General features: G+C 73.0%; 21 protein-coding genes. 6 read left to right on the plus strand and 15 right to left on the minus strand.

Annotated elements, in window-relative coordinates; genetic code table 11:
• Positions 1-84: 84 nt before the first annotated feature.
• The 6 genes from HNR19_RS01890 to HNR19_RS01915 all read right to left on the minus strand — a co-directional run bounded on the left by HNR19_RS01890 (position 85) and on the right by HNR19_RS01915 (position 6429).
• Positions 85-477 carry a hypothetical protein gene (locus HNR19_RS01890; protein ID WP_179666294.1) on the minus strand — a complete coding sequence of 131 codons (393 nt, stop codon included), beginning with the start codon at positions 475-477 and terminating at the stop codon, positions 85-87.
• Positions 478-540: 63 nt separating this feature from the next.
• Positions 541-1404, minus strand: a complete 864-nt coding sequence (locus HNR19_RS01895; RefSeq protein WP_179666295.1) for a class I SAM-dependent methyltransferase — start codon at positions 1402-1404, stop codon at positions 541-543.
• A gap of 76 nt (positions 1405-1480) precedes the next feature.
• A complete protein-coding gene (locus HNR19_RS01900; RefSeq protein ID WP_179666296.1) occupies positions 1481-1960 on the minus strand; it encodes a hypothetical protein in 480 nt (159 codons plus the stop codon).
• Positions 1961-1980: 20 nt separating this feature from the next.
• Positions 1981-3690: a cytochrome bc1 complex cytochrome b subunit gene (gene qcrB / locus HNR19_RS01905; RefSeq protein ID WP_179666297.1), complete on the minus strand. Its 1710-nt coding sequence runs from the start codon at positions 3688-3690 to the stop codon at positions 1981-1983.
• A gap of 82 nt (positions 3691-3772) precedes the next feature.
• On the minus strand, positions 3773-4555 hold the full coding sequence (locus tag HNR19_RS01910; RefSeq protein WP_179666298.1) for a response regulator: 783 nt from the start codon (positions 4553-4555) through the stop codon (positions 3773-3775).
• The gene (locus tag HNR19_RS01915; RefSeq protein ID WP_179666299.1) at positions 4552-6429 is read right to left on the minus strand and encodes a PAS domain S-box protein; all 1878 of its coding nucleotides are present in this window, start codon (positions 6427-6429) and stop codon (positions 4552-4554) included. The genes HNR19_RS01910 and HNR19_RS01915 overlap by 4 nt, the downstream gene beginning before the upstream one ends.
• Positions 6430-6571: 142 nt before the next feature.
• Between HNR19_RS01915 and HNR19_RS01920 the strand changes: the two genes are divergently transcribed.
• Positions 6572-8722 (plus strand): SpoIIE family protein phosphatase, encoded by a 2151-nt coding sequence (locus HNR19_RS01920; protein WP_179666300.1) that lies wholly within the window; start codon positions 6572-6574, stop codon positions 8720-8722.
• 25 nt (positions 8723-8747) lie between these two features.
• Here the strand turns inward: HNR19_RS01920 and HNR19_RS01925 are convergent, their stop codons facing one another.
• Together HNR19_RS01925 and HNR19_RS01930 are read right to left on the minus strand one after the other, a co-directional pair.
• Entirely contained in the window at positions 8748-9056 is a 309-nt protein-coding gene (locus HNR19_RS01925; protein WP_179666301.1) for an STAS domain-containing protein, read from the minus strand.
• A gap of 10 nt (positions 9057-9066) precedes the next feature.
• Positions 9067-10209 (minus strand): YibE/F family protein, encoded by a 1143-nt coding sequence (locus HNR19_RS01930; RefSeq protein WP_179666302.1) that lies wholly within the window; start codon positions 10207-10209, stop codon positions 9067-9069.
• A 150-nt stretch (positions 10210-10359) separates the two neighbouring features.
• On the opposite strand from HNR19_RS01930, the gene HNR19_RS22470 reads away from it, so the two are divergent.
• Both HNR19_RS22470 and HNR19_RS01940 read left to right on the plus strand, forming a co-directional pair.
• Positions 10360-11208: a hypothetical protein gene (locus tag HNR19_RS22470; protein WP_179666303.1), complete on the plus strand. Its 849-nt coding sequence runs from the start codon at positions 10360-10362 to the stop codon at positions 11206-11208.
• Positions 11205-11717 (plus strand): SigE family RNA polymerase sigma factor, encoded by a 513-nt coding sequence (locus HNR19_RS01940; protein WP_179666304.1) that lies wholly within the window; start codon positions 11205-11207, stop codon positions 11715-11717. The genes HNR19_RS22470 and HNR19_RS01940 overlap by 4 nt, the downstream gene beginning before the upstream one ends.
• 43 nt (positions 11718-11760) lie before the next feature.
• On the opposite strand, the gene HNR19_RS01945 is transcribed toward HNR19_RS01940, so the two are convergent.
• The 6 genes from HNR19_RS01945 to HNR19_RS01970 all read right to left on the minus strand — a co-directional run bounded on the left by HNR19_RS01945 (position 11761) and on the right by HNR19_RS01970 (position 19365).
• The gene (locus HNR19_RS01945) at positions 11761-12798 is read right to left on the minus strand and encodes an ATP-binding cassette domain-containing protein (RefSeq protein ID WP_179666305.1); all 1038 of its coding nucleotides are present in this window, start codon (positions 12796-12798) and stop codon (positions 11761-11763) included.
• Positions 12795-14342, minus strand: coding sequence for an ABC transporter permease (locus HNR19_RS01950; protein ID WP_343047333.1), 1548 nt, complete (start codon positions 14340-14342; stop codon positions 12795-12797). Before HNR19_RS01950 ends, HNR19_RS01945 begins: the two co-directional genes overlap by 4 nt.
• Entirely contained in the window at positions 14339-15349 is a 1011-nt protein-coding gene (locus HNR19_RS01955) for an extracellular solute-binding protein (RefSeq protein WP_179666306.1), read from the minus strand. The genes HNR19_RS01950 and HNR19_RS01955 overlap by 4 nt, the downstream gene beginning before the upstream one ends.
• Complete coding sequence (locus HNR19_RS01960; protein WP_179666307.1) at positions 15349-17847, minus strand: AMP-binding protein; 2499 nt, start codon at positions 17845-17847, stop codon at positions 15349-15351. The genes HNR19_RS01955 and HNR19_RS01960 overlap by 1 nt, the downstream gene beginning before the upstream one ends.
• 58 nt (positions 17848-17905) lie before the next feature.
• Positions 17906-18373 carry a nitroreductase family deazaflavin-dependent oxidoreductase gene (locus HNR19_RS01965; RefSeq protein WP_179666308.1) on the minus strand — a complete coding sequence of 156 codons (468 nt, stop codon included), beginning with the start codon at positions 18371-18373 and terminating at the stop codon, positions 17906-17908.
• An 89-nt stretch (positions 18374-18462) separates the two neighbouring features.
• On the minus strand, positions 18463-19365 hold the full coding sequence (locus HNR19_RS01970; RefSeq protein WP_179666309.1) for a DUF2189 domain-containing protein: 903 nt from the start codon (positions 19363-19365) through the stop codon (positions 18463-18465).
• A gap of 185 nt (positions 19366-19550) precedes the next feature.
• Between HNR19_RS01970 and mptB the strand changes: the two genes are divergently transcribed.
• Positions 19551-21041, plus strand: coding sequence for a polyprenol phosphomannose-dependent alpha 1,6 mannosyltransferase MptB (mptB, locus tag HNR19_RS01975; RefSeq protein WP_179666310.1), 1491 nt, complete (start codon positions 19551-19553; stop codon positions 21039-21041).
• On the plus strand, positions 21038-22366 hold the full coding sequence (locus HNR19_RS01980) for a glycosyltransferase 87 family protein (protein WP_179666311.1): 1329 nt from the start codon (positions 21038-21040) through the stop codon (positions 22364-22366). The genes mptB and HNR19_RS01980 overlap by 4 nt, the downstream gene beginning before the upstream one ends.
• Here the strand turns inward: HNR19_RS01980 and HNR19_RS01985 are convergent.
• On the minus strand, positions 22301-23416 hold the full coding sequence (locus HNR19_RS01985) for a glycosyltransferase (protein WP_179666312.1): 1116 nt from the start codon (positions 23414-23416) through the stop codon (positions 22301-22303). The genes HNR19_RS01980 and HNR19_RS01985 overlap by 66 nt on opposite strands.
• Before the next feature lie 119 nt (positions 23417-23535).
• Between HNR19_RS01985 and HNR19_RS01990 the strand changes: the two genes are divergently transcribed.
• A complete protein-coding gene (locus tag HNR19_RS01990; protein WP_179666313.1) occupies positions 23536-25842 on the plus strand; it encodes an FdhF/YdeP family oxidoreductase in 2307 nt (768 codons plus the stop codon).
• Positions 25843-25851 lie beyond the last annotated feature (9 nt).

Raw genomic sequence — 25851 nt, forward strand, 5'->3', positions numbered from 1 at the left:
AGTCCGGAATCCGGCGCCGGATCGGCGGTTCGGAAAACGGAGGAGGCGGGCCGGGGCGAGTGCCCGCGGCCCGCCTCGGCCCGGTCAGGACCGGACGTCCCGCAGGCGGGACGTCGTGACCCGGATGGTGGGGCTGACGTCCGCGGAGCAGTCGGCCGTCTTGGTGACCTTGGCGTAGAACCGGCCGGTCATCCCGGTGTTGCCGGTGCTCCACCGGCCGACGCCGCCGCTCACCTCGGTGTCGTCGGTGGCGATCCTGCGGTCGTCACCGCCGCCCTTGGTGCCGCGCTGCTTGAAGACGACGACCTTGCGGTCGTCCTTGCAGGAGGCCGAGCTGGAGACGGTGCCCGAGAGGTCGGTGCCTTCCGCCGTGATGGTCACGGTCGAGCCGGCCGGGGCAGCGGCCGTGGCGGCGCTGATCGGCAGGGCCGCGAGGAGAGCGAGGGGGAGGATCGCTCGGAGGGTGGTGGTGCGCATGATGACTTCCTTCTGGTGATGGGTGATGGGTGGTGATGGATGGGTGGTGGGCTCGTGGTGGCGTCAGGCACGCCGGGCGGTGAGCAGCAGGTACTCCCAGCCCGGCGTGGGCCGGCCGCGGTGGTGGCCGCGGGCGAGGTCGAGGAGGGCACGCTCCAGGGCGGCGGCCTGCTCGGGCCGGTCGGCGAGGCCGCGGAAGGCCATCACCGTGGGGCCGTAGTGGCGTTTGAAGAACGCGACGAACTCGTCGGCGCCGGCGAACCGGTCCACGGGCAGCTCCCGGCGCTGCCAGGCGAGGTCGGTGACGCGGTCGCCGAGGAGCGCGGTGACGTGCTCGGGATCGCCCCACAGCGGCGGCGGCTGCGCACCCGGGGGCGGTGCCGGGACGAACGGCCGCATCGTCGCGAACATCCGGCCGACGAAGCCCTCAGGCGTCCAGCTCGCGAGCGCGATCCGTCCGCCGGGCCGGGCGACCCGCACGAGCTCGTCCGCCGCGGCCTGGTGGTGCGGGGCGAACATGACGCCGACCGACGACATGACGACGTCGAACGACGCGTCGTCGTAGGGCAGGTCCTCGCAGTCGCCCTGCTCCCAGGAGAGCTCCAGCCCCCGGCGCGAGGCCTCGGCCCGGCCCACGTCGAGCAGCTCCGGGGTCAGGTCGCTGGCGACGACGTCGGCTCCGCGCAGCGCAGCAGGGATCGCCGCGTTGCCGCTGCCGGCTGCCACGTCGAGGACCTGCTCGCCGGCCCGCACGTCGCAGGCGTCGACGAGGACCCGCCCGAGCGCCGGGATCACCTCGCGGGCCACGGCGGCGTAGTCGCCGGACGCCCAGACGGCGCGGTGCTTCTGCTTGATCGGGTCGCTGGTGCTCTCCGGGCGGAGCACGACGTCGGCGACGGCGTCACCCGAGTAGGTGGTGCGGTTCATTGCCTGGCTCCTTCGAGGTCGATGGCGTGGCCATGACCTTGTCCGGAGCCTGTTGAGATCGCGTTGACGTCGCGCGCTAGGTCACGCGACGTCGTCCGTGACGGCGGTCGCGCACGTGGGCGAGGGTGGCGTAGGTGTGGGCGTCGACGTCGGCGAGCCGGAAGCTGCCGGCCGGAGCCGGGCCGGCGAAGGTCGCCAGGACAGCCGCCAGGCCGCGATCGTCGGAGGAGATCCGGTCGAGCCACGCGCGGTCGAACGGGCGGACGGCGTCCACGACGTACGACCACGCGTCGCCGTGCGACACCGTGATCAGCTCGTCCGACCACACCTCGAGGACCCGGTCGGCCGCGGGCGGGTGACCCAGTCCGGGGAAGCCGGTCTCGGGGTCCGCGAAGTCGATCGAGCCGCCCGGCTCGACCACCAGCTGCAGCATCGGCAGGCGCTCCACGTTGCGGCGCTGCCACCACCGGCGCGGGCCCCGGCGCTCCACGTAGCCGAGCTGGTGGACGGCCACCTGCTCCCGGTGCGCCGGGCGCCGGCCGGCGCGACTCTCCATCGCCATGACCTCTCCGCGTCCTACTCCGGGCCGTGGCGGTTCGGGCCGGCGGCGATCTGGTGCTCGACCTCGACCAGCTCCTCCTCGGCGTGGTGGCGGGCCTCGTCGAGCACGTCGCGGGTGGGCCGCTCCACGTTGTCACCGAACATCGCGACGGAGAGGCGCCTGCGGAGCCGCTCCGCCCGTACCCGGCGCCGAGGCACGCCCTCGGTGTCGTGCTCCTCGACCTCCGGCAGCGGCGCCGGGCGCTCGAGCGCGGTCAGCGTGTAGGCCCGCGCCTCGTCGAGGGGCAGGTGCTTCTCGGTGTAGCCGCCCTCGGCGGACCGTACGACGACACCGGTCTCGCGGCCGTGCAGCAGCCGGTCGACGTCGGCACGCTGCAACGAGACACACCAGCGCTTCGCCACGACGAACGCCAGCACCGGGCCGAGGAAGATCAGCACCCGGAACGCGTAGGTGATCTGGTTGATCGAGAGGTCGAACTGGGTCGCGATGATGTCGTTGCCGCCCGCGGCCCACGCGACGCCGTAGAACGTCACCAGCGCGGCCATGAACGCGGTGCGGGTGGGTGCCTCGCGCGGCCGCTGGAGCAGGTGGTGCTCGCGCTTGTCGCCCGTCACCCAGGACTCGATGAACGGAAGGGCCGCCACCACGAGGAGCAGCGTCGGCGGCGCGACGAGGATCGGGATGATCACGTTCCACGAGATCGTCGCGCCCCAGAGGTGGGTCTCCAGCGGCGGGATGATGCGCAGCAGGCCGTCGGGCCAGCCCATGTACCAGTCGGGCTGCGAGCCCGCCGTCACCTTCGAGGGGTCGTAGGGGCCGAACTTCCACACGTTGTTGATGGCGAGCAGTCCGCCCATCACGGTGAGCGTGCCGGCGACCACGAGGAAGAAGCCGGTGGCCTTGGCGACGTAGACGGGCCAGAAAGGCGGGCCGACCACGTTCTGCTCGGTCTTGCCGGGACCGGGCCACTGGGTGTGCTTGTGGTAGACGACCAGGATCAGGTGGAGCGTGACCAGCGCGAGCAGCAGGCCCGGCACCAGCAGGATGTGGAAGACGTAGAACCGCGGGATCACCTGGTCACCCGGGAACTCCCCGCCGAACGTGAAGAACGACAGATAGCTGCCGACGACCGGGACCGCCTTCAGGAAGCCGTCGAACGCGCGGAGGCCGGTGCCCGACAGCAGGTCGTCGGGCAGCGAGTAGCCGAGGAAGCCCTCGATGGTGCCGAGGAGGAGCAGCAGCGCGCCGATGACCCAGTTGACCTCCCGTGGCTTCCGGAAGCTGCCGGTCAGGGCGTGCCGCAGCAGGTGGATCATCATGGCGGCGATGAAGATGTGCGCGGCCCAGTGGTGGGTCTGCCTGATCAGGAGGCCGCCCCGCACGTCGAACGACATCTCGACGGTCGACGCGTACGCCGCTGACATGTGCACGCCGCGGAGCGGGTCGTAGGACCCGTTGTACTGGACCTCCGCCATGCTCGGGTCGTACCAGAGAGTCAGGAAGATCCCGGTGACGAGCAGCGTCACGAAGCTCCACAGCGCGATCTCGCCCAGCATGAACGACCAGTGGTCGGGGAAGACCTTCCGGATCGACATCAGCCGGGGGAGCTTGGCGAGGCCGAGCCGGTCGTCGGCCCAGGTCGCCACCTTGCCGGCGCGGTGCGTGCGGGCGACGGTCGCGGGCGCGCTGTTGCGCTCAGCGACCTTGGACAGGTCGATGCTCATCGGTCGGGCCTCCTGAAGGTGCTCGACCACGTGACACCGCCCGACCGGGATGTGTGACACCCGGGCGGGAAATCGGCTCGGGTCAGCCCGCGGCGGTCAGGCCGTTGCCGTTGCTGCGGGCCAGCTCCGCCCACACGGTCTTGCCGTCGGCCCCGCCCTCGACGCCCCACGAGACGGACAGGGCGGCGACCATCAGCAGGCCGCGCCCGCTCTCACCGCCCTCGCTGAACGCCTGCGGCTCCGGCGTGCCGGGACCGTGGTCGGTGACCTCGATGCGTACGGCGTGCGCGCCCAGCGTGAGCCGCAGCTCGTAGCCGGAGCCGGCGTGGAGGACGGAGTTGGAGGCGAGCTCGGTGACCACCACGGACGCCTCGTCGACCACCTCGTCGACGCCCCACGACTCCAGCGTCCGTACGGCGAACCGCCGCGCGTCGCGCACCCCCTCGAGGTCGTCGGGCAGCGACATCGAGGCCACCGTGACGGTCTCCGTGGGCTCCGACGACGACGCGAGCGAACCGAGCAGGTCGACCAGGTAGGCGACGTCGGCGTCCTTGAGCACGTAGCCCGCGGCCCGCTCCTCGTACCAGGTGCGGTCCTCGGGGTCGACGCCCGAGAAGATCACGACCTCCGTGGTGGGCCGTTGCTCGAGGATCTGGGTCAGCACGTCGCGACCGGCCAGGTCGGGGAGGCCCAGGTCGAGCACGACGATGTCGGGCTCGAGCTCCTTGACCATCGTCACGCCCGCGACGCCTCGCGACGCCTCGCCGACGACCTCGAGGTCGTCGCGCAGCGAGAGCGCGGCGCGGAGCAGGGTGCGGACCTCGGGCACGTCGTCGACGAGGAGCACCCGTGCCGGCGTCGTCATCGGACCACCGCCGGGGTGGGGGCCGGCTCGGCGAGCGGCAGCGTGACCACGAACGCGCCGTCGTCACCGCGGTAGGTGGCGTCGCCGCCTTGCGCGCGGGCGAGCGCGCGCACGATGTAGAGGCCCAGGCCCGTGCCGCCGTCGCTGCTGGTGGCGAACCGCTCGAAGAGGCGCGAGCGCATGTTGTCGGGCACCCCGTTGCCCGCGTCGGTGACCGCGACATCGACATGGTCGTCGCTCGGCTCGGCCGAGATCGTGACGGGCGGCGCGCCGTGCCGGAGCGCGTTGCCGAGGAGGTTCTCGACCATCTGCGCGAAGCGGTCGGCGTCGCCGAGCGCGGTCAGGCCGGCGGCGACGTCGACCACGATGTCGCCGGCGTCGTCGAACCGGTGGGCACTGCGGACGATCCGCTCGATGCTCGTCGCGAGGTCGAACGGCTCGGCGTCGAGCTCGAGGGCGCTGCTGCGGATGCGGGAGGCGGTGAGCAGGTCGTTGAGCAGGCGCTGGAGGCGTCCGGCACTGCTCGCCATCGCCCGCAGCAGCTCGCCGCGCTCGAGGTCCGGCAGCTCGGACCAGTTCTGGTCGAGGAGGCTCGCGGATCCCGCGAGGACGCCCACGGGGGCGCGCAGCTCGTGGGCGGTCACCGCGAGGAAGTGGGACTGCTCCTCCTCCATCCGGCGTCGCTCGGTGTTGTCGCGGGTCACCTTGGCGAATCCGACCAGCTCGCCGTCGCCGTCACGGACGGCGGTGATCGTCACCTGCGCCCAGAACATCGTGCCGTCCTTGCGGACCCGCCAGCCCTCCTCCTCGTAGCGGCCGTCGCGGACGGCCAGCTCGAGCTCGTGCTCGGGGTGCCGCGCGGCCTGCACCTCCGGCGGGTAGAACCGGCGGAAGTGCTGGCCGACGATCTCGTCGGCGGTCCAGCCCTTGATCCGCTGGGCGCCGGCGTTCCAGCTGGCGATGCGACCCTCGGTGTCGAGCATGAAGATCGCGTAGTCCTGGACGGTCTCGACGAGCAGCCGGAACCGCTGCTCGCTGAGCCGGAGCTCCTCCTCGGCCTGGCGCTGCGCGCTGACGTCCTGCACCTGGAGGAACAGGTAGAGCGGTCGTCGCGCGGCGTCGCGCACGGACGAGAGGGTCGACACCAGTCGTCTCCGCGATCCGGGCGCCCCGCCGACGACGCGGTGCTCGAACTGCACGACGTCACGGTCGCCCCGCACGATCGACTGGAGCGCGTCGTCGAAGAGGTGGCCGTCCGGTCCGGCGAGCTCGGCGTACGACGTCGCGATCAGGTCACCGACGTTGCGGCCGGTCAGCTGGCCGAGGCTGGCGTTGGCGCGGACCAGGCGGCCCGACAGCGTCATCGTCGCCATGCCGATCGCCGCGTCCTCGAAGACCTCGCGGAACCGCTCGAGGTGCTCGCGCAGCACCGGCTCGACGGCCGCGGCGGTCGGGCGGGACGCGCTGGGGGTACGGCGAACCGCGGCCTCTCCGTCGAGCAGCCCGAGGAGGTCGTCGACGAGGCCCTCGAGGGAGCTGGCCTTCTCGAAGAACGCGGTGGCGCCGAGCTCGAGGGTGCGCTCGGCGAGGCCCTGCTCGTCGAAGCCGCTGTACATGACCACCCGGGTGTCCGGCGACTGCTCGCGGACCTCGGGGAGGGCCTCGAGGCCGTCCATCCCGGGCATCGACACGTCGAGCAGCATCAGGTCCGGTCGAAGGTGACGCGCGAGGTCGATCGCCTCCTGTCCCGAGGAGCCCTCGCCGACCACGGCGAGGCGGCGGGAGAGCCGCAGCCGGGTGCGGACCAGGGTGCGCACCTCGACGGCGTCGTCGACGATCACGATCGTCGGCAGCCGCTCGCCGTCCGTCCCCATGCCGCACCCTTCTGTCCCGCGCGTGACCACACGCACAAGGGACGGTAACCGAAACGGTCGATCTGAAGCGGTCGGCGACCGTAGAATCGGTCACGGTCTCGAGACGGGGGACCGTCAGGCCACGCGAGTTCGGGAGACCCATTTGCGCGAGTTGTTCCTCCGTCACGGGGAGATCGGCCAGCGGCTCGCCGCGGTCGAGTGGTCGGCGACGCCGCTCGGTGACCCCGACGACTGGCCGCAGAGCCTGCGCAGCGTCGTCGGGATCATGCTGTCGTCGCGCTTCGCGATCTGGATCGGCTGGGGCCCGGAGCTCACCTTCCTCTGCAACGACGCCTACCGGCGCGACACGCTGGGCGCGAAGTACCCGTGGGCGCTGGGCCGGCCCGCGGCGGAGGTCTGGCCGGAGGTGTGGCCCGAGGTGACGCCGCTCGTCGAGCAGGTGCTCGAGGGCGGATCGGTCTGGGAGGAGGACCTGCAGCTCTTCGTCGAGCGCAACGGCTACCGGGAGGAGACCTACCACACGTTCTCCTACAGCCCGCTGATCGACGACGACGGCACGGTGGGCGGCCTGCTGTGCATCGTCTCCGAGACCACTGAGGAGGTCGTCGGCAAGCGCCGGATGTCGGTGCTGCGCGACCTCGGGGTGGCGCTGGCCGACAAGCTGACCGAGGAGGAGACCCTCGCGACCGCGTCCAAGGTGCTCGGCCAGGCGACGAGGTCGCTGCCGTTCCACCTCCTCTACCTCCACGACGCCGGGGGCGCACGCCTCGCCGCCTCGGGTGGTCTGCCGGCCGGCCACCCGGCCGCCCCGGTGCGGCTGGTCGCCGGGGAGGGACCCTGGCCGTGGCCGGGAGAGAGTGACGCGCCCGTCCTCGTCGAGGGGATCCGCGAGCTGTTCCCGCTCCCGGACACCCCGTGGGGAGTCCCGCCCGAGAGCGCCGCGGTCGTCCCGATCCCTGGCGCGCACGAGGCGTCGTACGGGTTCCTGGTGCTCGGCCTCAACCCGATGCGTCCCTACGACGAGAGCTACGTCGACTTCCTGCGGCTGGTCGGCGGCCACGTCGGCGCGGCGATCACCGACGCGCGCGCCTACGACTACGAGCGCGACCGGGCCGAGCGGCTCGCCGAGCTCGACCGCAGCAACCAGATCCGCACCGAGCTCGAGCGCAGCCGCCGCCTGCTCGACCAGGCGCAGCGGATGGCGCGGGTCGGGAGCTGGTCGTACGACCTGGCGGAGCGGCGGCTGGAGGTGTCCTCGGAGTTCCTGCGCATCCTCGATCGCGACGACGAGTGGGCCAAGACCGCCGGCTACCCCGGGTTCCTGTCCCTCGTCGCGCACCCCGACGACGCCGAGTTCGTCGCCGCGGTGCTCGATGAGGCGGCGCCGGGCGACCAGATCGCGTTCGAGGCGCGGGTCCTGCGCGCCGACGGCTCGGCCTTCCATGCCAGCGTCCGCGGGGTGCTCGAGGCCGGGCCCGACGGCGGGGTCGTCGCCCAGGGCTCCTTGCAGGACATCAGCGAGCGGCGCCGTGCCGAGGAGGCCATCGCCCTCGCCCACGCCACGGCGGAGGTCGCCGCCCGCGAGCACCAGATCGCGGCCGAGCTCCAGGCCAGCCTGCTACCCGCGTCGACGTACGACCTCGACCACCTCGAGGTGGCCACGTTCTACCGTCCCGGCCAGGAGGGCACCGAGGTCGGGGGAGACTGGTACGACGTCATCGACCTCTCCGGCGGGCGCACCGCGCTGGTGATGGGTGACGTGATGGGTCATGGGGTCCACGCCGCCGCCGTGATGGGCCAGCTGCGCACAGCGGTCCGCGCGTACGCCCGGCTGGGCATGCCGCCGCGTCGGCTGATGGAGTCGGTCGACGATCTGGTCTGCGACATGTTCCCCGACCAGATCGTCACCTGCGTCTACGCGGAGTTCGCTCCCGACGAGCGGGCCGTGAGCATCGTCAACGCCGGCCATGTACCCCCGCTGCGCGTCACCCGGGACGGCATGGTCGAGAGGGTCCAGGGCGAGACGCACCCTCCGCTCGGCCTGAACCGCCCGTTCCCGGAGCCGAGTGTCCTCGCGCTGGCTCCGGGCGACCGGGTGCTGCTCTACACCGACGGCCTCGTGGAGCGGCGCGGCCAGGACCTCGAGGAGGGCATCACCGCGCTCGGCGGCCTGCTCGCCGCTCGCGACCTCCCGCTTGCCGAGCTGACCGACGCGCTGGTGGCGGACATGCTGCCGGACGGCGCCGCCGACGACGTGGCGCTGCTGCTGGCGCAGGTGCCGCCCGGGGAGTGACCGGGCGGGTCGGCCAGTGACCGGCTCAGCGCTCGCGGAACGGCATCCCGCAGATGGTGAGCACGCGCTGGACGATCGTCTCCTTGCGCGCGACCAGCTCGATCGTGGCGCCGTTGCTCTCCGCCTGGCGGATCGCGACCGCGAGCACGCCGACGCCGACGCTCGGCAGCAGGTCGACGTCGACCAGGTCGACGGTCAGGTCCTCGGTGTGGTCGGCGGAGTACTTGGTGATGTCGTCACGCAGGTGCACGCCTGACAGCTCGTCGACCGAGCCGCTGACGTAGAGGGTGCGGGTCTCGTGGTCGAACGCTGTGATCAGCGCGCGGTCTTCCATGGGAGGAAGCCTAGGGCATGGCCGACCGCTGCTCGCGAGCCGCGTAGGCGGCGAGCAGGGTGGTGATCGGGACGGCGGCGATCAGGCCGAGCGTCGCGACCGCGCTGCGGACCAGCTCCTGGGCGATGACCTGGTCGGTGACGACCTCCCCGATCGGGTCTCTGTTGGCGACGATCAGGATCAGCAGCGGGAGTGCCGAGCCGGCGTACGCGAGGACGATCGTGTTGATCACCGACGCGATGTGGGACCGCCCGACCCGCATCCCGGCGCGGTAGAGGTCGCGGATGCCGTACGACGGGTCGGCGCGCGCCAGCTCGCTGACGGTCGCGGACTGGGTGACCGTCACGTCGTCGAGCACGCCGAGCGAGCCGATCACGATCCCGGCCAGCAGCAGACCCTGCATGTTCAGGGTCTGGGTGCTGCTCAGGAACGTCGACAGGTCGTCCGCGACCCCGCTCAGGTGCATCGCACCCACGGTCAGGGCGGCGAGGCCGCCGGTGAGGGCGAGGCTCGCGAGGGTGCCGAGCACGGCGACGGTCGTGGACAGGCTGAAGCCGTGGGTCAGGTACAGGACGGTGAGCATCACCGCCGCGGAGCCGACGATCGCGACGAGCAGAGGCGGCTCGCCGTGGAGGATGGCCGGCACGACGAAGAAGATGAGGACGGTGAACGTCACGGCGAGCCCCGCCAGCGCGCTGAGCCCGCGCAGCCGGCCGAACGCGACCACCGCCAGCGCGAACGCCGCCGCGAGGAGCCACAGCTCGGTGCTGCGCTGGTGGTCGACGATGGAGTAGACCTCGCCCTCGGGGGTGCTCGACTCGATGAGCAGGACCCCGTCGCCCTCCTCGACCTCCGAGGAGCCGGGGCCGCTCGGCAGCGCGGTCTCGATCTCGGTGCCCCGGTCCTTGCCGCTGGTGAGCCGCACGGTGGCCGTGCCGCAGCGGGCGGAGGCGGCGCGGTCGACGGCGTCCTGCGGAGCGTCCTCGGGCGGGTCGGGGCAGGCCTCCTCGGCGATCGCCGTGACCTCGCCCTCGACCTGCTCGACGGCCTCGCCGCTCTCCGGTGGCGCGACGTCGTCGGGCCACATCCAGATCATCGCGACGAGGGTCAGCACCGCGACGGGTGCGATGACCGCCAGTGCGATGCGGCGCATCCGCCGACTCTCCTGCGCGGCATGCCGCCCGTGATGTGCGCCCATGAGGATCTCGATGCTAGTCGGGCCCCTCGTCAACGCCGCAGGCCGGAGGTCCGTCTCGACTGGTAACGGCACACGGTGTGCCGGTCAGCGAGGAGGATGGACACCATGGACCTGAGGGACCGCTTCGAGGTCGCCTTCGACGACACGCCGGAGGCCCGCTCACCGCACCGATCGATCGACGACCGGCTGCGCGCCGGGCGGGCGACGGTACGGCGGCGCCGCGCGGCCGGCGTCGCCGGTGGGATCGCCGCGGCCGCGGTGGTCGGCACCGTCGGCTGGCAGCTGATCGAGCCGGAGCCGCCGACGGTCGTGGAGGCGCCGTACGCCTCCGTCGTCGGTGCGCCGAACGACACCGACTGGCCGGTCGTGGAGGACCCGGACGCGAAGGAGATCGAGGTCAACCCTGACCACGAGATCGTCGTGCCGCCGGGCACCCGGTTCGTCCGGACCATCAGCGACCCCCTGGGCGAGATCAACTCGATCGCGTTCGAGGCCGCGGTGCCGGGTGTCCAGGGCACGCTGTTCTACCTCGCCGACGACCGACGCGGCGTGACCAGTCAGTCCGACCCGTCCGGCGAGTACTACACGACGCTCGCGCTGTGGGCGGAGAACGCCGGCCTGGTCGCCGGGAGCGGAGCCTTCAACGACCAGCTCGCCGTCGGCGACGACGGCCGGCTGGTGTCGACCGATCCGGCGCTCGAGATCGTCGCCCAGCTCGAGGACCCCGAGATCGGGCCCGAGTTCGCCGGCCCGGCCGAGCGGACGGTCGCGGCCGAGGTGCGCCTCGACGGCGTGACCTGGTTCCTCGTCGGCCAGTACTCACCCGACCACCGCGAGCACGCGGCGTTCTACCGGGTCGAGCCGACCGTGCTGGAGGACCGGACGGTGGAGGGCGTCGTCGCGCACGTCAACGCGCTCCTCGAGGCCGAGGTAGCCGCGGAGGGCGACCGGTGAGGTCCCGCGACGAGGCGGCCTACACCGACTACGTCGCCGCGCGCCAGGACCACCTGCGGCGCGTGGCCTACGCCCTGTGCGGCGATTGGCACCGGGCCGAGGACCTCCTCCAGAACGCCCTGGTCAAGCTGTACGTCGCCTGGCCGCGCCGCGACCGGTGGGCGACCCCGGACGCCTACGTGCGGCAGATCCTGGTGCGGGCCAGCATCGACGAGCACCGGCGGGCGTGGCGCCGGCACGAGGTCTCCGGTCTCGAGGGCGTCGAGCACACCGCGGCCGCCCGACGGCATGACTCCGAGCAGCGCGACGTGCTCTTCGCCGCCCTCGACCAGCTGACCGTGCAGCAGCGTCACTGCGTGGTGCTGCGCTACTGGCTGGAGCTCTCGGTCGCCGAGACGGCCGCTGAGCTGGGGATCTCCGAGGGCTCGGTGAAGACCCACGCCTTCCGCGGCCGGGAGCGGCTGCGGGAGCTGCTGGCGGAGGTCGACGAGCCCGAGCCGGTGGTGTAGCACGCCGGCGGGACCCCGCGGCTCTCGAGCGGACCCAGGCCGCTCAGGCGAACGCCCGCACCTCGCCGCGTACGGCGACCGCGACCTCCGCGCCGACCGCCGGCAGCGCGGTCGCCGGCACCCGGGCCCGCACCGGGATGTCGCTGACCTGCACCGTGACCAGCGCGTCGTGGCCCTGGAAGTCGACGGCGACCACGGTGCCGGTGACGCCGGACCCGTCGAGGGCGACCTGCTCCGGCCGCACGAGCAGTCGCACCGGCCCGGCAGCGGCGGCGTCATGCCGCAGGATCCCGAGCGCGCAGGTCGCGGTCGAGCCGTCGGAGGTGGCGGGCACCAGGGTCGACTCGCCGAGGAACGTGCCGACCCACGGGGTCGCGGGCGCGGCGTACACCTCGACCGGCGTGCCGGCCTGCTCGATCCGGCCGTCGCGGATCAGCGCGACGGTCGACGCCATGGACATCGCCTCCGCCTGGTCGTGGGTGACGAGGAGGGCGGTCGCCCCGGCCGCGCGCAGGATCCGCAGCACCTCCGCGCGGAGGCTCACCCGGAGCCCGGCGTCGAGCGCGGTGAACGGCTCGTCGAGCAGCACGAGATGCGGGTCGGGCGCGAGGGCGCGGGCGAGCGCCACCCGCTGCCGCTGGCCACCGGAGAGCTGGTGCGGCATCCTCCGGGCCAGCTCGGCGAGGCCGGTGAGCTCGAGCAGGTCGGCGACCCGCTGCCGGCGCGCGGCCCGGTCGGGCCGGCTGGCCCCGCCTCCGCTGTCGCGCAACCCGAAACCGACGTTGCCGGCGACGGTCAGGTGCGGGAACAGGGCGCCCGTCTGCGGGACCAGCCCGATGCCGCGCCGCTCGGGCGGCACGAACGTCGCCGCGGCGTCGTCGACGAGCCGGTCGCCGATCGTGACCGACCCGGAGACCGGCCGGTGGAGCCCGGCCAGGACCCGCAGCAGCGTCGACTTCCCGGAGCCACTCGGCCCGAGCACCGCGGCCACAGCACCCGGCTCGACGGTGAGCGACACCCCGTGCAGCACCGGGGCGGTGTCGTAGGCGGCCACCAGGTTGCGCACCTCCACCGCGCTCACGAGGCTGCTCCCCGCTCGGTGCCCGGGCGCGACAGGAGGTACGCCGGCAGCGCGGCGACGAGCACCAGCGAGACCGCGTAGGGCGCGGCTGCGCCGTACGACCCGACGGCGCTCTTCGACCACAGCTCGGTCGCCAGGGTCTCGACGCCGATCGGCCGCAGCATCAGCGTGGCGGGCAGCTCCTTCATGGCGGTCAGCATGACCAACAGCGCGCCGGCGGCGATCCCCGGGGAGGCGATCCGGGCGGTGACCGTCGCCCAGACCCGGACCGGGCCGCGGCCCAGCACCCGCGCCGCCTCCTCGACGTCGCGCGGCACCTGCTGCACGCCGGTGCGCACGGCGCCCACGGCCTTCGGCAGGAACATCACGGCGTACGCCGCAGCGAGCGCCACCGAGGTCTGGTAGAGCCCGGGCAGCAGGTTGATGGTCAGGAACACCAGCGCGAGGCCGACGACGATGCCCGGGATCGCGTTGCCGAGGTAGGACGCCGACTCGATCGATGCCGCGACCCGGCCGCGGAAGCGGCCCGCGAGGATCCCGATCGGTAGCGCGAGCAGGACCGTGAGCGCGGCGCCGGCCGCAGAGAGGGCGACCGTCTGCGCGGCCGCGCCGCCCAGCTCGTCCCAGACGACACCGGTGGAGAGCGACTCCGCCGATTGGACCGCGAGTGCGGCGGCGGGCACGCCGAGGGTCGCCACGGCGACGATGCCGAGCAGCGCCAGCGCGACGGGCAGGCCGCGACCGAGACTGCGCGGGGGCGCGGGGACGCCGCCGGAGCCCGAGGCACCGCGCCGCTCGGCGCGGCCGCGGAACAGCCGCTCGCCGAGCACGACCGCGAGCGCCATCGCCGCGAGCACCAGAGCCATCACGGCGGCGAGGGTGCGGTCGAAGCCGATCTTGTAGGCGTGCTGGATGCCGTAGGTGAAGACCTGGTGCCGCATCAGCGCCGGGGCGCCGAAGTCGGAGAGCGCGTAGAGGGCCGCGAGCAGCGCGCCCGCGGTCGCGGCGGGCAGCACCTGAGGGAGCAGCGTGGCGACCGCCGCGCGCGTGGGGCCCATGCCGAGGGTGCGGGCGACGTCCTCGACGTCGGTGTCGGCGCGGCGCAGCACGGCGGCGACGGGCAGTGTCACGTACGGCGCCGAGACCAGCGTCAGCACGAGCACGGTGCCCCAGTAGCCGTGCAGGCCGGGCACGAACGTGAGCCAGGCGTACGCGGCGACGTACGACGGCATCGCGAGGGGAAGCGCCGCTACCACCCGCCAGAAACCTGCCCACGGCAGCCGCGCCCGGGTGACCAGCCACGCGGTCGGGATGCCGATGACGAGCGAGCCGAGCGCGACCGACCCGCACAGCGCGAGCGAGTTGAGCCCCAGCTCGAGGGTCCGGTCGCGCAGCAGCAGCGGGCGTACGTCGGACCAACCCGCCTGCGCCGTGCGGATCGCCAGGTAGGCGATCGGGCACGCCGCCGCGGCCGCGCAGAGCAGCGCAACCGCGACGAGGAGGCGGGGCGGGCGGTCCGGTCGATGGGCGGCGAGGGTGCTCAGATGAGACCGACCTCGGTCAGCAGGTCGACGGTCTCGTCGAGCGAGGACAGCTCGCCGAGGTCGATGCCGGTGCCGCCGCCCAGCTCCTCCAGCGGCGGGACGTCGGCCGGGGGCTCGACGCCGTCGACCAGCGGGTACTCGCCGGTCACCTCCACGAACTCCGCCTGGGTCTCGTCGGAGAGGAGGTACTCGACGAACGCGTCGGCGTGCTCGTTGTCGGAGCCGCCCTCGAGGACACCCACGCCGGCGACGTTGACGAGAGCACCGGCGGTGCCGGGCGGGAGGAACTTCAGCTGCGTGCGGACGTTCTCCTCACCGAGCTCGATCTTCTTCTCGTGCAGGTAGTAGTGGTTGATCAGGCCGACCTCGACCTCGCCGGCCTCGAGGGCGTCGAGGATCGCCAGGTTGTGCTCGTAGATCTCCACGTCGTTGGCGATCAGGCCCTCGAGGAACGCGCGGGCGGCCTCCTCGCCGTCGTTGACGCGCATCGCGGTGATGAACGTCTGGAACGACGCGTTGGTAGGGGCGATCGCGACCCGGCCGCGCCACTCGGGCTCGGTGAACGCCGCGACGTCGTCGGGCAGCTCGGACTCCTCGACCTGGTCGGGGTCGTAGGCGATGACGCGCACGCGGCCGGTCACGCCGACCCAGTCGCCCTCGGTCGACGCGTAGACCTCGGGCACCCGGCCCAGGTCGTCCTCGGAGAGGTCGGTGAGCAGTCCCTCCTCGGAGAGCAGACCGAGCGCGCCGGCGTCCTGGGAGAAGAACACGTCGGCAGGGGAGGAGTCGCCCTCCTCGGCGACCTGCGCCGCGAGCTCGGCGGTGTCGCCGTACCGCACCTCGACCTCGATGCCCTCCTGCTCCTCGAACTCCTCGATGATGCCGCCGACGAGCTCCTCGTTGCGCCCGGAGTAGATGACCAGGTCGGCGTCGCCGCCGCACGCGGCGAGGAGCGGCGACACGAGCGCCAGGCCGGTGAGGCCGAGCAGGGGACGGGTGATGCGCATCAGGCTTCCTTCTGTCGGATGGTGCGGAGGTGGGGGACGCGGAGCCGCTGCCACTCGCGGCGGGCGGCGAACGAGACGAGGCCGGCGAGCCACCAGACGGCGACGCCGAGCGCGAGCGAGGCCAGCAGGCCGCCGAGCGGCCAGCGGTGCTCGAGGTAGGGGTAGACCTGCCAGTGGGTGAGGTAGATCGCGAGGGTGCTGGACGCCAGCACGCCCAGGGGCGCGACGGCCGCCCGCGGCCACGGCACCGAGCGCACCCACACGACGAGCAGCAGCCCGACAGCGACCGCGACGGTGCGCGCCTCGCTCCCGAAGAACCCCGGCAGTGCCGCCAGCACGGCCGCCGACAACAGCCAGCGCTGCGCCGTCGTGGTCGTGCGCACCGACACCCAGCCCGCGAGGAACAGCCAGGCGACGAAGGAGGACGTGTGGATCAGGTCGCGCGCGGCCAGCTCGGCGACGTACCGCGGCACCAGCGACGCGACCAGCAGGGCGAAGGGGAACCAGAAGGGGTGCCGTCGGTCGAGGGCGAGCACGCGCGGCACCGAGAGCAGCAGCCCGAAGACGAGCAGCAGGTGGAGGACGACCTCGATGAACCAGAAGTGCCAGGCCGGCTCGGCCCACCGCGACCCGCCGAGGATTTGGTTGACGAGCAGCACGTTGCGCCACCCGTAGTCGCCGACGGTCACCCAGACCGCGAGCGTCCACGCGGCGGCGGGTACGGCGATCCGGGCCGCGCCGCGCAGCACCCGGCGGCGGCGCGCAGCGGTGTCGTCCCCGCCGAGGAGGAAGCGGGCGAAGTTGGCGCCGACGACCGCGAGCAGCACATGCGCGCCCCCGGCGATGTGGAACAGGTTGGTGTGGGTGCCGACGATCAGGACGATCGCGACCGCCCGCAGCCAGATACCGGTCTCGACCTTCGCCCAGAAGCGGTGCCGCCGGTCGGTCGCCAGCAGGGCGAGCTCGCCGATCGTGCGGGTCGGCCAGTCGTCGGGCACCGAGCGGAGACGTGACTCGAGCTCGAGGGACAGCTCGACGTAGGACAGCGAGTCGCCTCCGAGAGTCACGAACGACTCGTGGGGGGCGACGAGGTCGTTGCCGAGGACGTCGCGGTAGAGCGCGACGAGGGAGTCGAGCGGGGTCGCGGCCGCGACGCTGCCGGGCGGCGCCGTGGCGGCGAGCGAGGCGACCGCGCGCTGGTCGACCTTGCCGTTGGGCAGGCGGGGGAGGTCGTCGACCGGCACCACCCGGACGGCGCGAGGGGGCAGGCCGCAGGCCGCGTGCACGCGATCGGCGATCAGGTCGGGTGCAGCAGGGCCGCACACGGCGACCACCAGCTGCTCCAGCTCCTCGGCCCCGGCGCAGGCGACCGTCAGGTGGTCGAGCGCCAGCAGCGCCTCGACCCGGTCGAGGTCGATGCGCTGGCCGAAGATCTTCGCGAACCGGCTCTTGCGGCCGGCGATCTCGAACAGGCCGGCGTCGTTGACGCGCGCCAGGTCGCCGGTGCGGAGCTCGACCAGCTCGGGTCCGCGCGCCAGGTCGGCGACGGAGTGCGCGTAGCCCATCATCACGTTGGGGCCGGTGTAGACGAGCTCGCCGACGCCGGGCTCGGCGCCCTCGACCGGGTCGACGCGCAGGTGCCCTCCGGGGATCGGCACGCCGATCGCGCCGGCCTGCTCCTCGGCGAGCTGCGGCGGCAGGTACGCCATCCGGGCGGTCGCCTCGGTCTGGCCGTACATCACGAACAGCTCGAAGCCGTCGCGTCGCCCGCGGGCCGCGACCTCGCGCACGCGGTCGGGCGCCATCCGACCGCCCGCCTGGGTCACGAGGCGCAGCGAGGGCAGCTCGGGCCACCCGGCGGCGTCGAGCAGGTCGAACGTGTACGGCACGCCGGCGAAGCTGGTGACGCCGTGCTCGCGGGCGGTGCTCCAGAGCGCGGGGTCGGTCACCGAGCGGTCCGTGAGCACCACGGACGCTCCTACGGCGAGGTGGGAGTGCAGCACGCTGAGGCCGTAGCAGTAGTCGAGCGGCAGCGTGGTCAGCCCGACGTCGGCCGACGTGAGCCGCAGGTAGGCGGCGATCGCCTCCGCGTTGCTCTGCAGGTTGGTCGCCGAGAGTCGCACCAGCTTGGGCGACCCGGTCGACCCGGACGTGCTGAGCAGCAGCCGCAGGTCGGGATGCAGGGCCGGCGACTCGCTCGCGTAGGCGTCGGCGACGGTCTCGTCATTGGTCAGGAGTACGGCGTGCCCGCCGGCCAGCGCGGCGAGGTAGTCGACGACGAACCCGACCGACGGCTGCGGGCGCAGGGTGACCAGTCGCTGCTCGGTGCCGAGCGCGACCCGGTGCGCCGCGACCCGGTCGGCGAGGTCGGCGTACGACAGGACGCCGCCGGCGGTGACGAGCGCAGGGCTGTCTCCGTGGCGGTCCAGATCGGCGGCGAACCCGAGTGCCGTGCGCTGGGTCGGCGGCGGCGCCGACTCCCCGGGCTGGGCGGTCACAGGGGAACGGTAAGGCCAGCCTGACCTCAGTGGAAATCGTTCCCGACCAGCGGAAACGTCAGATCTTCGAGAGCTGGAAGACCGGGATCACCCGATCGGTGGTGTCCTGGTAGCGCTGGTAGTTGGGCCAGATGACGTTCATCGCCGACCACGCCCTGTCCCGCTCGTCGCCCTCCAGCTCCCGCCAGGTCACCGTCAGGTCGCGGCCGCCGTAGCGGATCTGCGCCGTCTCGGAGGCCCGCAGGTTGGCCGCCCACACCGGCGGCTTCGGCGCGCCGAAGGACGACCCCGCGATCAGCCAGTCGGCGCCGTACGGCACGCAGAGCAAGGGAGTGGACCGCGCGATGCCGGACTTCCGGCCCTTCACCGTGAGCATCAGGCTCGGCAGCCCGGCGAGCCCGACCAGCGCGACCCGGCCGCGGGTCAGCCGCTGCAGCTGCTTGTCGATCCAGGTGATCTGCGGCAGCAGCCGCGGCATCCAGGAGAACGACCCGAGCTTGACGGCGATCGGCGTGAGCAGCCCCATGGCCCGCGAGGCTAACGGTCCCCGACGACGAGCGGGGCGCCAACCGGTGATCCGGATGGCGCCCCGTCGTGGTGTTGCGAGCTGCTCGGTCAGGCGGCGACGGCCTGGCCGGTGAGGCTCTTGTACATGTAGGCGGTGCCGAGGAGGACCACCGGGATGGCGGCCAGCAGGCCGACCAGGCAGACGAGCTCGCCGACCAGGATGATCAGCAGGCTGACCAGGTACCAGATGATCGTCGGGCCCAGGTTGTCCTTGACCAGGTTGAAGCTGGCCTTGATCGAGTCGACCGGCGAAAGGTTCTTGTCGATCAGGAAGTACAGCGCGTACTGGCTGGCGAACCCGAAGATCAGGCCGGGGACGTAGCAGAGGATCGAGCCGATCGCGACACCCGCGCCGATCAGGAGGCTGAGCACGATGACCGGGCCGAGGTTCTGGAACTTGAAGACGTCGCCGGCCTTGAACGGCAGCCCGTTGGTGACCCCGAGCATCCCGCGGATCATCCCGGACCCGACGACCTGGGCGTAGACGAAGAACAGCCCGAAGGTCAGGGCCATGACGAGCATCGTCACGAAGAACCCGGCGCCGCCGGTGTCGTACTCGGTGCAGTAGCCGAACGAGTCGCGGTCGACGCACTCCAGCCCGTCGCCGGCGAGCACGGCGAACACGAGGAAGAACCCGACCCCGAGGATGACCAGCGCGCCGATGAAGATCGCCAGCGCGGCGATGATCATCTGGCTCATGTTGGCCTGGAACTTGGCCCACGACCAGCTGACCACGGTGCCCACGTCGGGAGCGCTGCCCCCGACCGGTGCGCCGCCGTAGCCACCACCGGGAGGCTGGGGAGGACCGCCGTACCCACCGCCACCGGGAGGCTGCGGAGGACCGCCGTACCCACCGCCACCCGGCGGCTGCGGCGGTACGCCGCCGCCCGGAGGCTGCGGCGGGGGCGGGCCGCCGAAGTTCGGCGGGGGAGGCGGCTGGTTGCCCGACATAGGGGACTCCTTCATGAAAACGGGGCGGGCGGACCCGCCCGGGTGCCGCTCAATCTAGACCTTCCCGACCCTCGTGGAAGGCAGAAAACGGCTCCGTTCACAGCAGGTTCGTCCTTCGGGAGGATGTCGCGACGGGTTGCCGTGCCGTTCAACTCCGCGTCGTGCTCCCGCCCTACCGTCCGCACGTGATCCTCGTCCGTGGCCTCGTCGGCAGCGTGCTGGTGCTGCTCGGTGGTCTCGTCGTCTCCGTGCTCCCCCCGTCGGCGCCGGTGCTGCGCTCGGGGCTGCTCGAAGCGCTGCGTGGCGCGGAGGCAGGCCGGATGTCCGCACTCACGGTGGTGCTGATCGGGCTCGGCCTGCTGGCGAGCGCCTGGCTCGCACTGTGCCGCCACGTGGCGCTCGCCGAGGGCGAGGACCGCGTGGACGCGCTCGACCTGGTGCGCTTCGCCACGATGCTCTGGTCGGCGCCGCTCGTGCTGGCGCCGCCGCTGTTCTCCCGCGACGGCTGGTCGTACGCCGCGCAGGGGATGCTCGCGCAGGTCGGCCTGTCGCCGTACGAGCACGGCCCGGAGGTGCTCAAGCCGCAGGGCGACTGGGCGCCCTTCCACTGGGAGCCCGACCCGATCGTGCAGGCGGTCGACCCGATGTGGCTCGACACCGCTACGCCGTACGGCCCGCTCCCGCTGGTCTTCGGCGAGCTGTTCGCCGGCGCGACGGGCAACCCGTGGATGCTCGCGATCGCCCACCGCGGGCTGGCGCTCGCCGGCCTGCTGATGCTCGCGTGGGCGGTGCCGCGGATGGCGGCGTGGACGGGCGTCAACCCGGCTCTCGCGTCGGCGATCGTGCTGGTCTCACCGCTGATGATCGCCAATGGTGTGGGCGGACTCCACAACGACCTGCTGATGGTGGGACTGATGGCCGTCGCGCTCGTGGTGGCGGTCGAGCGCGGCTGGGTCTGGGGCGCCGCCCTCGGCGGCCTCGCCGCCGCGGTCAAGGTGCCCGGTGGGTTGGTCTGCATCGCCGTCGCCCTGGTGACGCTGCCGGTCGCGGCGACCCTGCTCGACCGGATCAAGCGGCTCGCGCTCGTCGGCCTGGTGTCGCTCGCGGTGCTCTTCGGCCTGGGAGCCGCCACCGGGCTGGGCAGCGGCTGGATCGAGGCGCTCACCGTCCCCGGCACGATCAACACCCCGCTGTCGATCACGACGCTGACCGGCGGGATCCTCGACTGGCTGGCCGGCCTGCTCGGCCTCGGGCTGGAGCCGGCCGTGTTCCGCGACTTCATCCGCGGGCTCGGGATGCTCGGGATCCTCGGCGTCCTCGGATGGGTCGCACTCCGGTGGCGCACCGGCGACCGTGCCGCCGGCGTGGGCGCCGCGGCGGTGACCGCCGGCGCGTTCGTGGTGCTCTGCCCGGTGGTGCACCTCTGGTACTTCCTGGTGCTCCCACCGTTCCTCGCGGCGATGAAGCTGGGCCGGATCGCGATGCTGTCGCTGCTGTCCCTGTCGGTGATCTTCGGGCTGGTCGCGCCGCTCGACTCCTCGCTGCACGGCGCCTACCTGGCGATCGTCCTCGGCTGCATGACGCTCGCGGTGCTGGTGCCGGTGCTGCTGCTGACCCGCCGGGCGCGGGAGCGGATGGAGCGGATCGCGGCGTCGCGTTGGCTCGTGTCGTCGTGACTCGGTGGTGGCCGTTCGGGCTGGCGCTCGCGGCTGCCGGGGTCGCGGGGGTCGTGCTCGACCAGACGCGAGGGTTGCTCGATCTCGAGGTGTACCGGTACGGCGGGCGGGCGGCGCTCGACGGACTCCCGCTGTACGGCGGGCGGGACCCGGTCACTGATCTGCCGTTCACCTATCCGCCGGTGGCGGCCCTGCTCATGGCGCCGCTGGCCGTGTTGCCGGGTGTGGTCGCTTCCTCTCTCTGGACCGTGCTGTCCGTGGGGGCGCTGGTCGCTGTCGTCGGGATTGCGGTGGGTGAGGTGGGCCGGCGCGTGCGAGGCCCGGGGCCCCGCGACCCGGCGTCCTCCGGGCTTGGTCGCTCCGCCGCGCGGCGGCGCTCGGTGGTTGCGCGCTTCTTCGGTCGGGGCGCCGGCGCGTCGTCGCGAAATCGCCCGGAGGGCGCCGGGTCGCGGGACCCCGGGTGGGCGTGCCGGCCCAGCTCAGCGGCCGCGGTGGTCGGGGTTGCTGCTGCTTGTGTGGTGCTGGAGCCTGTGTGGCTCACGCTGGCGTTCGGTCAGGTCAACCTGCTGCTGATGCTGCTGGTCGTGGTGGACCTGCTGGTGCCGGACCGGCGGTGGGCGGGGGTGTTGGTCGGGCTCGCTGCCGGGATCAAGCTGACTCCGCTGGTGTTCGTGGTGATGCTCGTGCTCGTCGGGCGACGGACGGCTGCGGGGCGGGCCGTCGGGGCGTTCCTGGTCACCGTGGCGGTGGGGTTCGTCGTGCTGCCGGGGACGGCGTGGGTGTTCTGGAGCGAGGCGATCAGCGACCCGGGGCGGGTCGGGGGGCCGGCGTACGCGGGGAACCAGTCGGTCTACGGGGCGCTGGCGCGGCTACTGGACGGCGAGCCGCCGCGGGTGCTGTGGGTGGCGGTCGCCGGGGTGCTCGCGGTGGGAGTGCTGGTGGTGGCGGCGCGGGTGTGGCGCTCGGGGGACCGGGTGCTCGGGACCGGGCTGGCGGGGCTGTCGATGCTGGTGGCGTCGCCGATCTCGTGGACGCACCACTGGGTGTGGGCGCTGCTCGTGGGGGTGGCCCTGGTCGCGCGGTCGTGGCGGTGGGGGCTGGCGTGGGCGGCGGTGTTCGTCGCGGCGCCGGGGTGGTGGTTCCCGCACGGGGCCGAGCGTGAGCACGACTGGGGCCTGGCCGCGCACGTGGTGGGCAACGCCTACCTGCTGGCAGCGCTGGTGGTCGCGGCGTGGGCCGCGTGGTGGGTGCGGCCGGGGTCAGGCGGTCGCGGCCGCGACGCCGTCACCGGCGTGGATCGCGAGCATGCTCTCGACGGTGCGTGACCACGGGAATTGCTCGGCCCGCAGGCGCGCCGCCGTACGGCGCTCCGCGGCCGGCCGGGCCGCGAGCTCGAGGACGGCGTCGGCCAACGAGACCGGGTCGGGCTGACCCCACGCTCCGCAGCGGCCGTCGACCAGCTCGCGGGCGCCGCCGCGGGACGCGGTGACGACCGGGGTGCCGCTGGCGAGCGACTCGAGGACGGCCAGGCCGAACGTCTCGCCGGGGCACACCGAGAGCGCGATGTCGGCGGCGGCGATCCGGCGGCTGAGCTCCTCGCGACCGTCGACGAAGCCGTGGAACGTCACCGGTGCGCCGCGGGCGATGTCCTCGAGCTCGTCGAGGTGCGGTCCCTCGCCGTACACGTCCATCTGCACGGGCACACCCCGGCGGTGGAGCTCGACGGCGGTGGCGACCGCGAGGTGCGGCGACTTCTCCCGGGACAGCCGTCCGACGTGGGTGAGCCGCAGCGTTCCGTCGGACACCGCCTCGCCGGCGTGCGGCCGGAAGGCGTCGAGGTCGACACCGAGCGGCACCCGCTCGACCGGGCAGCCCGCGGCATCGGCGAGGTGCTGGAACTCGCGCTGCGCGTAGCGGGACGTCACCACGAGAGTGTCGAAGCTGCGGACGACCAGCCGGTTGACCACGCCGATCGAGACCTTCGACGTCGTCGGCTTGCCGCTGCGCATCGCGAACATGTCGGTGAGCCGCTCGTGCGAGAGGCAGATCGAGCGGACGCCGGCGCGGCGCGCCCACCAGGCGACGGGGAGCAGCGTCAGCTTGTCGTTCCACTCGATCGAGGTCGGCGCGAACCGCTCGAGGGTGTCGACGATCCGCCACGGCTCGACGATCAGGCGGTAGCCGCCCCCGACCCGCGGCGCCCGGATCTGCACCACCTCGCCGTGATCGGTCGTCTCCGCGGAGTCGACGGGGCCGGGGATGACGAGCATCCGGTCGACGCCGGCATCGACATAACCGCGGCCGAGCTCGGCCAGAGCGGTCTTCATCCCTCCCGACGCCGCCCCGACGAAGTTGGCCAGCTGGGCGATGCGCACGTGGCGACCTTCGCCGGGGCCGGTGAACGGATCGCTACGCCGGGGTGGAGGTCCGGTGTCGAGTGCCCGCGACGTGCTCCTTCTCACGTCGGGTTGGAGGCGCGGGCAAGGATGGCCGCATGGGCCTGTTGCGGCGGGGAGCCCCGCGCACGGAGTACGACGAGTCCGACCTCGAGGTGGGGTCGGTGCCCGATGCGGTGGCGGGGCCGCACGCCGTCGCGGTGGCGCTGAAGCGAGCCGCCGAGCAGATGGGCGTGGTGCGGTCGGCCCGCAGCCTGCTCAAGCTCAACCAGCCCGACGGCTACGACTGCCCGGGCTGCGCGTGGGCGGACCCCGACCCCGAGCACCGGCACACCGCCGAGTTCTGCGAGAACGGCGTGAAGGCGGTGGCCGAGGAGGCGACGGCCCGCCGGGTCGACCGCGACTTCTTCGCGGCCCATCCCGTCGCGGAGCTGGCGGGGCACAGCGACTTCTGGCTCGGTCAGCAGGGCCGGATCACCGAGCCGGTCGTGCTGAGGCCGGGTGACACCCACTACCGGCCGATCGGCTGGGACGAGGCGTTCGCGCTCGTGGCCGAGCACCTGCGCGGGCTCGCGAGCCCCGACGAGGCCGTCTTCTACACCTCGGGGCGCACCTCCAACGAGGCCGCTTTCGCCTACCAGCTCCTGGTCCGCGCCTACGGCACCAACAACCTTCCCGACTGCTCGAACATGTGCCACGAGTCGACGTCGGTCGCGCTGCAGGAGACGATCGGCGCCGGCACCGGCTCGGTCAGCCTCGACGACGTCGAGAGCGCCGACGTCATCGTCGTCGCCGGCCAGAACCCCGGCACCAACCACCCGCGGATGCTCTCGGCGCTCGAGGCCGCCAAGGATCGCGGCGCCCGGATCCTGGCGATCAACCCGCTGCGCGAGGCCGGGCTCACCCGCTTCAAGAACCCGCAACGCCCTCGCGGCGTCGTCGGACCCGGCACCGAGCTCGCCGACCTCCACCTGCCGGTCAAGGTCGGCGGCGACCTCGCGCTGTTCCAGGCGTTCGGCGCCCTGCTCCTCGAGTGGGGCGCGGTCGACGAGGCGTTCATCGAGGCGCACACCACCGGCTTCGCCTCGTACGCCGAGGGGCTGCGCTCGCTCGACTGGCCGACCGTGCACGACGCGACCGGCCTGACGCGCGACCAGATCGAGGCGGGGGCGCGGCTCCTGGAGGGTTCCAGCGCCACGGTCTGGTGCTGGGCGATGGGGATCACCCAGCACCGGCACGCCGTCGCGACGATCAAGGAGATCGCCAACCTGGCGCTGCTGCGCGGCGACATCGGCAAGCCGGGGGCCGGGCTGTGCCCGGTCCGCGGTCACTCCAACGTGCAGGGCGACCGGACGATGGGGATCTGGGACGCGCCGCCGCCGGCCTTCCTTGACGCGCTGGAGGCGGAGTTCGGGTTCTCGCCGCCGCGCCACGACGGCTTCGACACGGTCGAGTCGATCCGCGCCCTGCGCGACGGCCGCGCGAAGGTGTTCGTCGCGATGGGCGGCAACTTCGTCAAGGCCGCACCCGACACCCACGTCACCGAGCAGGCGATGCGCAACGCCGACCTCACGGTCCAGGCCTCCACGAAGCTCAACCGGTCCCACGTCGTGCCCGGTCGCACCGCGCTGATCCTGCCCGTCCTCGGGCGCAGCGAGCGCGACCGGACCGGCGGCCGCGAGCAGCGGGTCACGGTCGAGGACTCGATGTCGGCGGTCCACACCTCGCGCGGTCCGCTCACGCCGGCCTCGCCCCACCTCCGCTCCGAGGTCGACGTCGTGTGCTCGCTCGCCGAGGCGCTGTTCGAGCCCGGCTCGCCGGGCGCCGCGATCCCGTGGGCCGACTTCCGTGCCGACTACGGGGCGGTACGGCGCCGCATCGCCCGCGTGGTGCCGGGCTGCACCGACTACGACCTGCGCGTCGACCAGCCGGGCGGATTCGTCATGCCCCACCCGCCGCGCGACTCCCGCACCTTCCCGACTCCGGAGCAGAAGGCGGTCTTCACGACCAGCCCGCTGCAGGTCCTGTCCGTCCCGGAGGGACGCCTGCTGCTGCAGACCCTGCGGTCGCACGACCAGTTCAACACCACCATCTACGGTCTCGACGACCGCTACCGCGGCGTGAAGGGCGGCCGGCGCGTGGTCTTCGTGCACCCCGAGGACCTCGCTGCCCTGGGCCATGCCGAGGGCGACCTGGTCGACCTGGTCAGCGAGTGGGACGAGGAGGAGCGCCGGGCCCGCGGCTTCCGGGTCGTCGGCTACGACCAGCCGCGAGGGTGCGCGGCGGCCTACTACCCCGAGGCCAACGAGCTGGTGCCGCTCGACTCCACCGCGGAGGGGAGCCAGTGCCCGACCTCGAAGGGCGTGGTCGTCCGGCTCGAGGCGGCGGCGAGCCCCGCCGACTAACGTTCCTCG

This window comes from Nocardioides thalensis (assembly GCF_013410655.1).
Taxonomy (GTDB): Bacteria; Actinomycetota; Actinomycetes; order Propionibacteriales; family Nocardioidaceae; genus Nocardioides; species Nocardioides thalensis.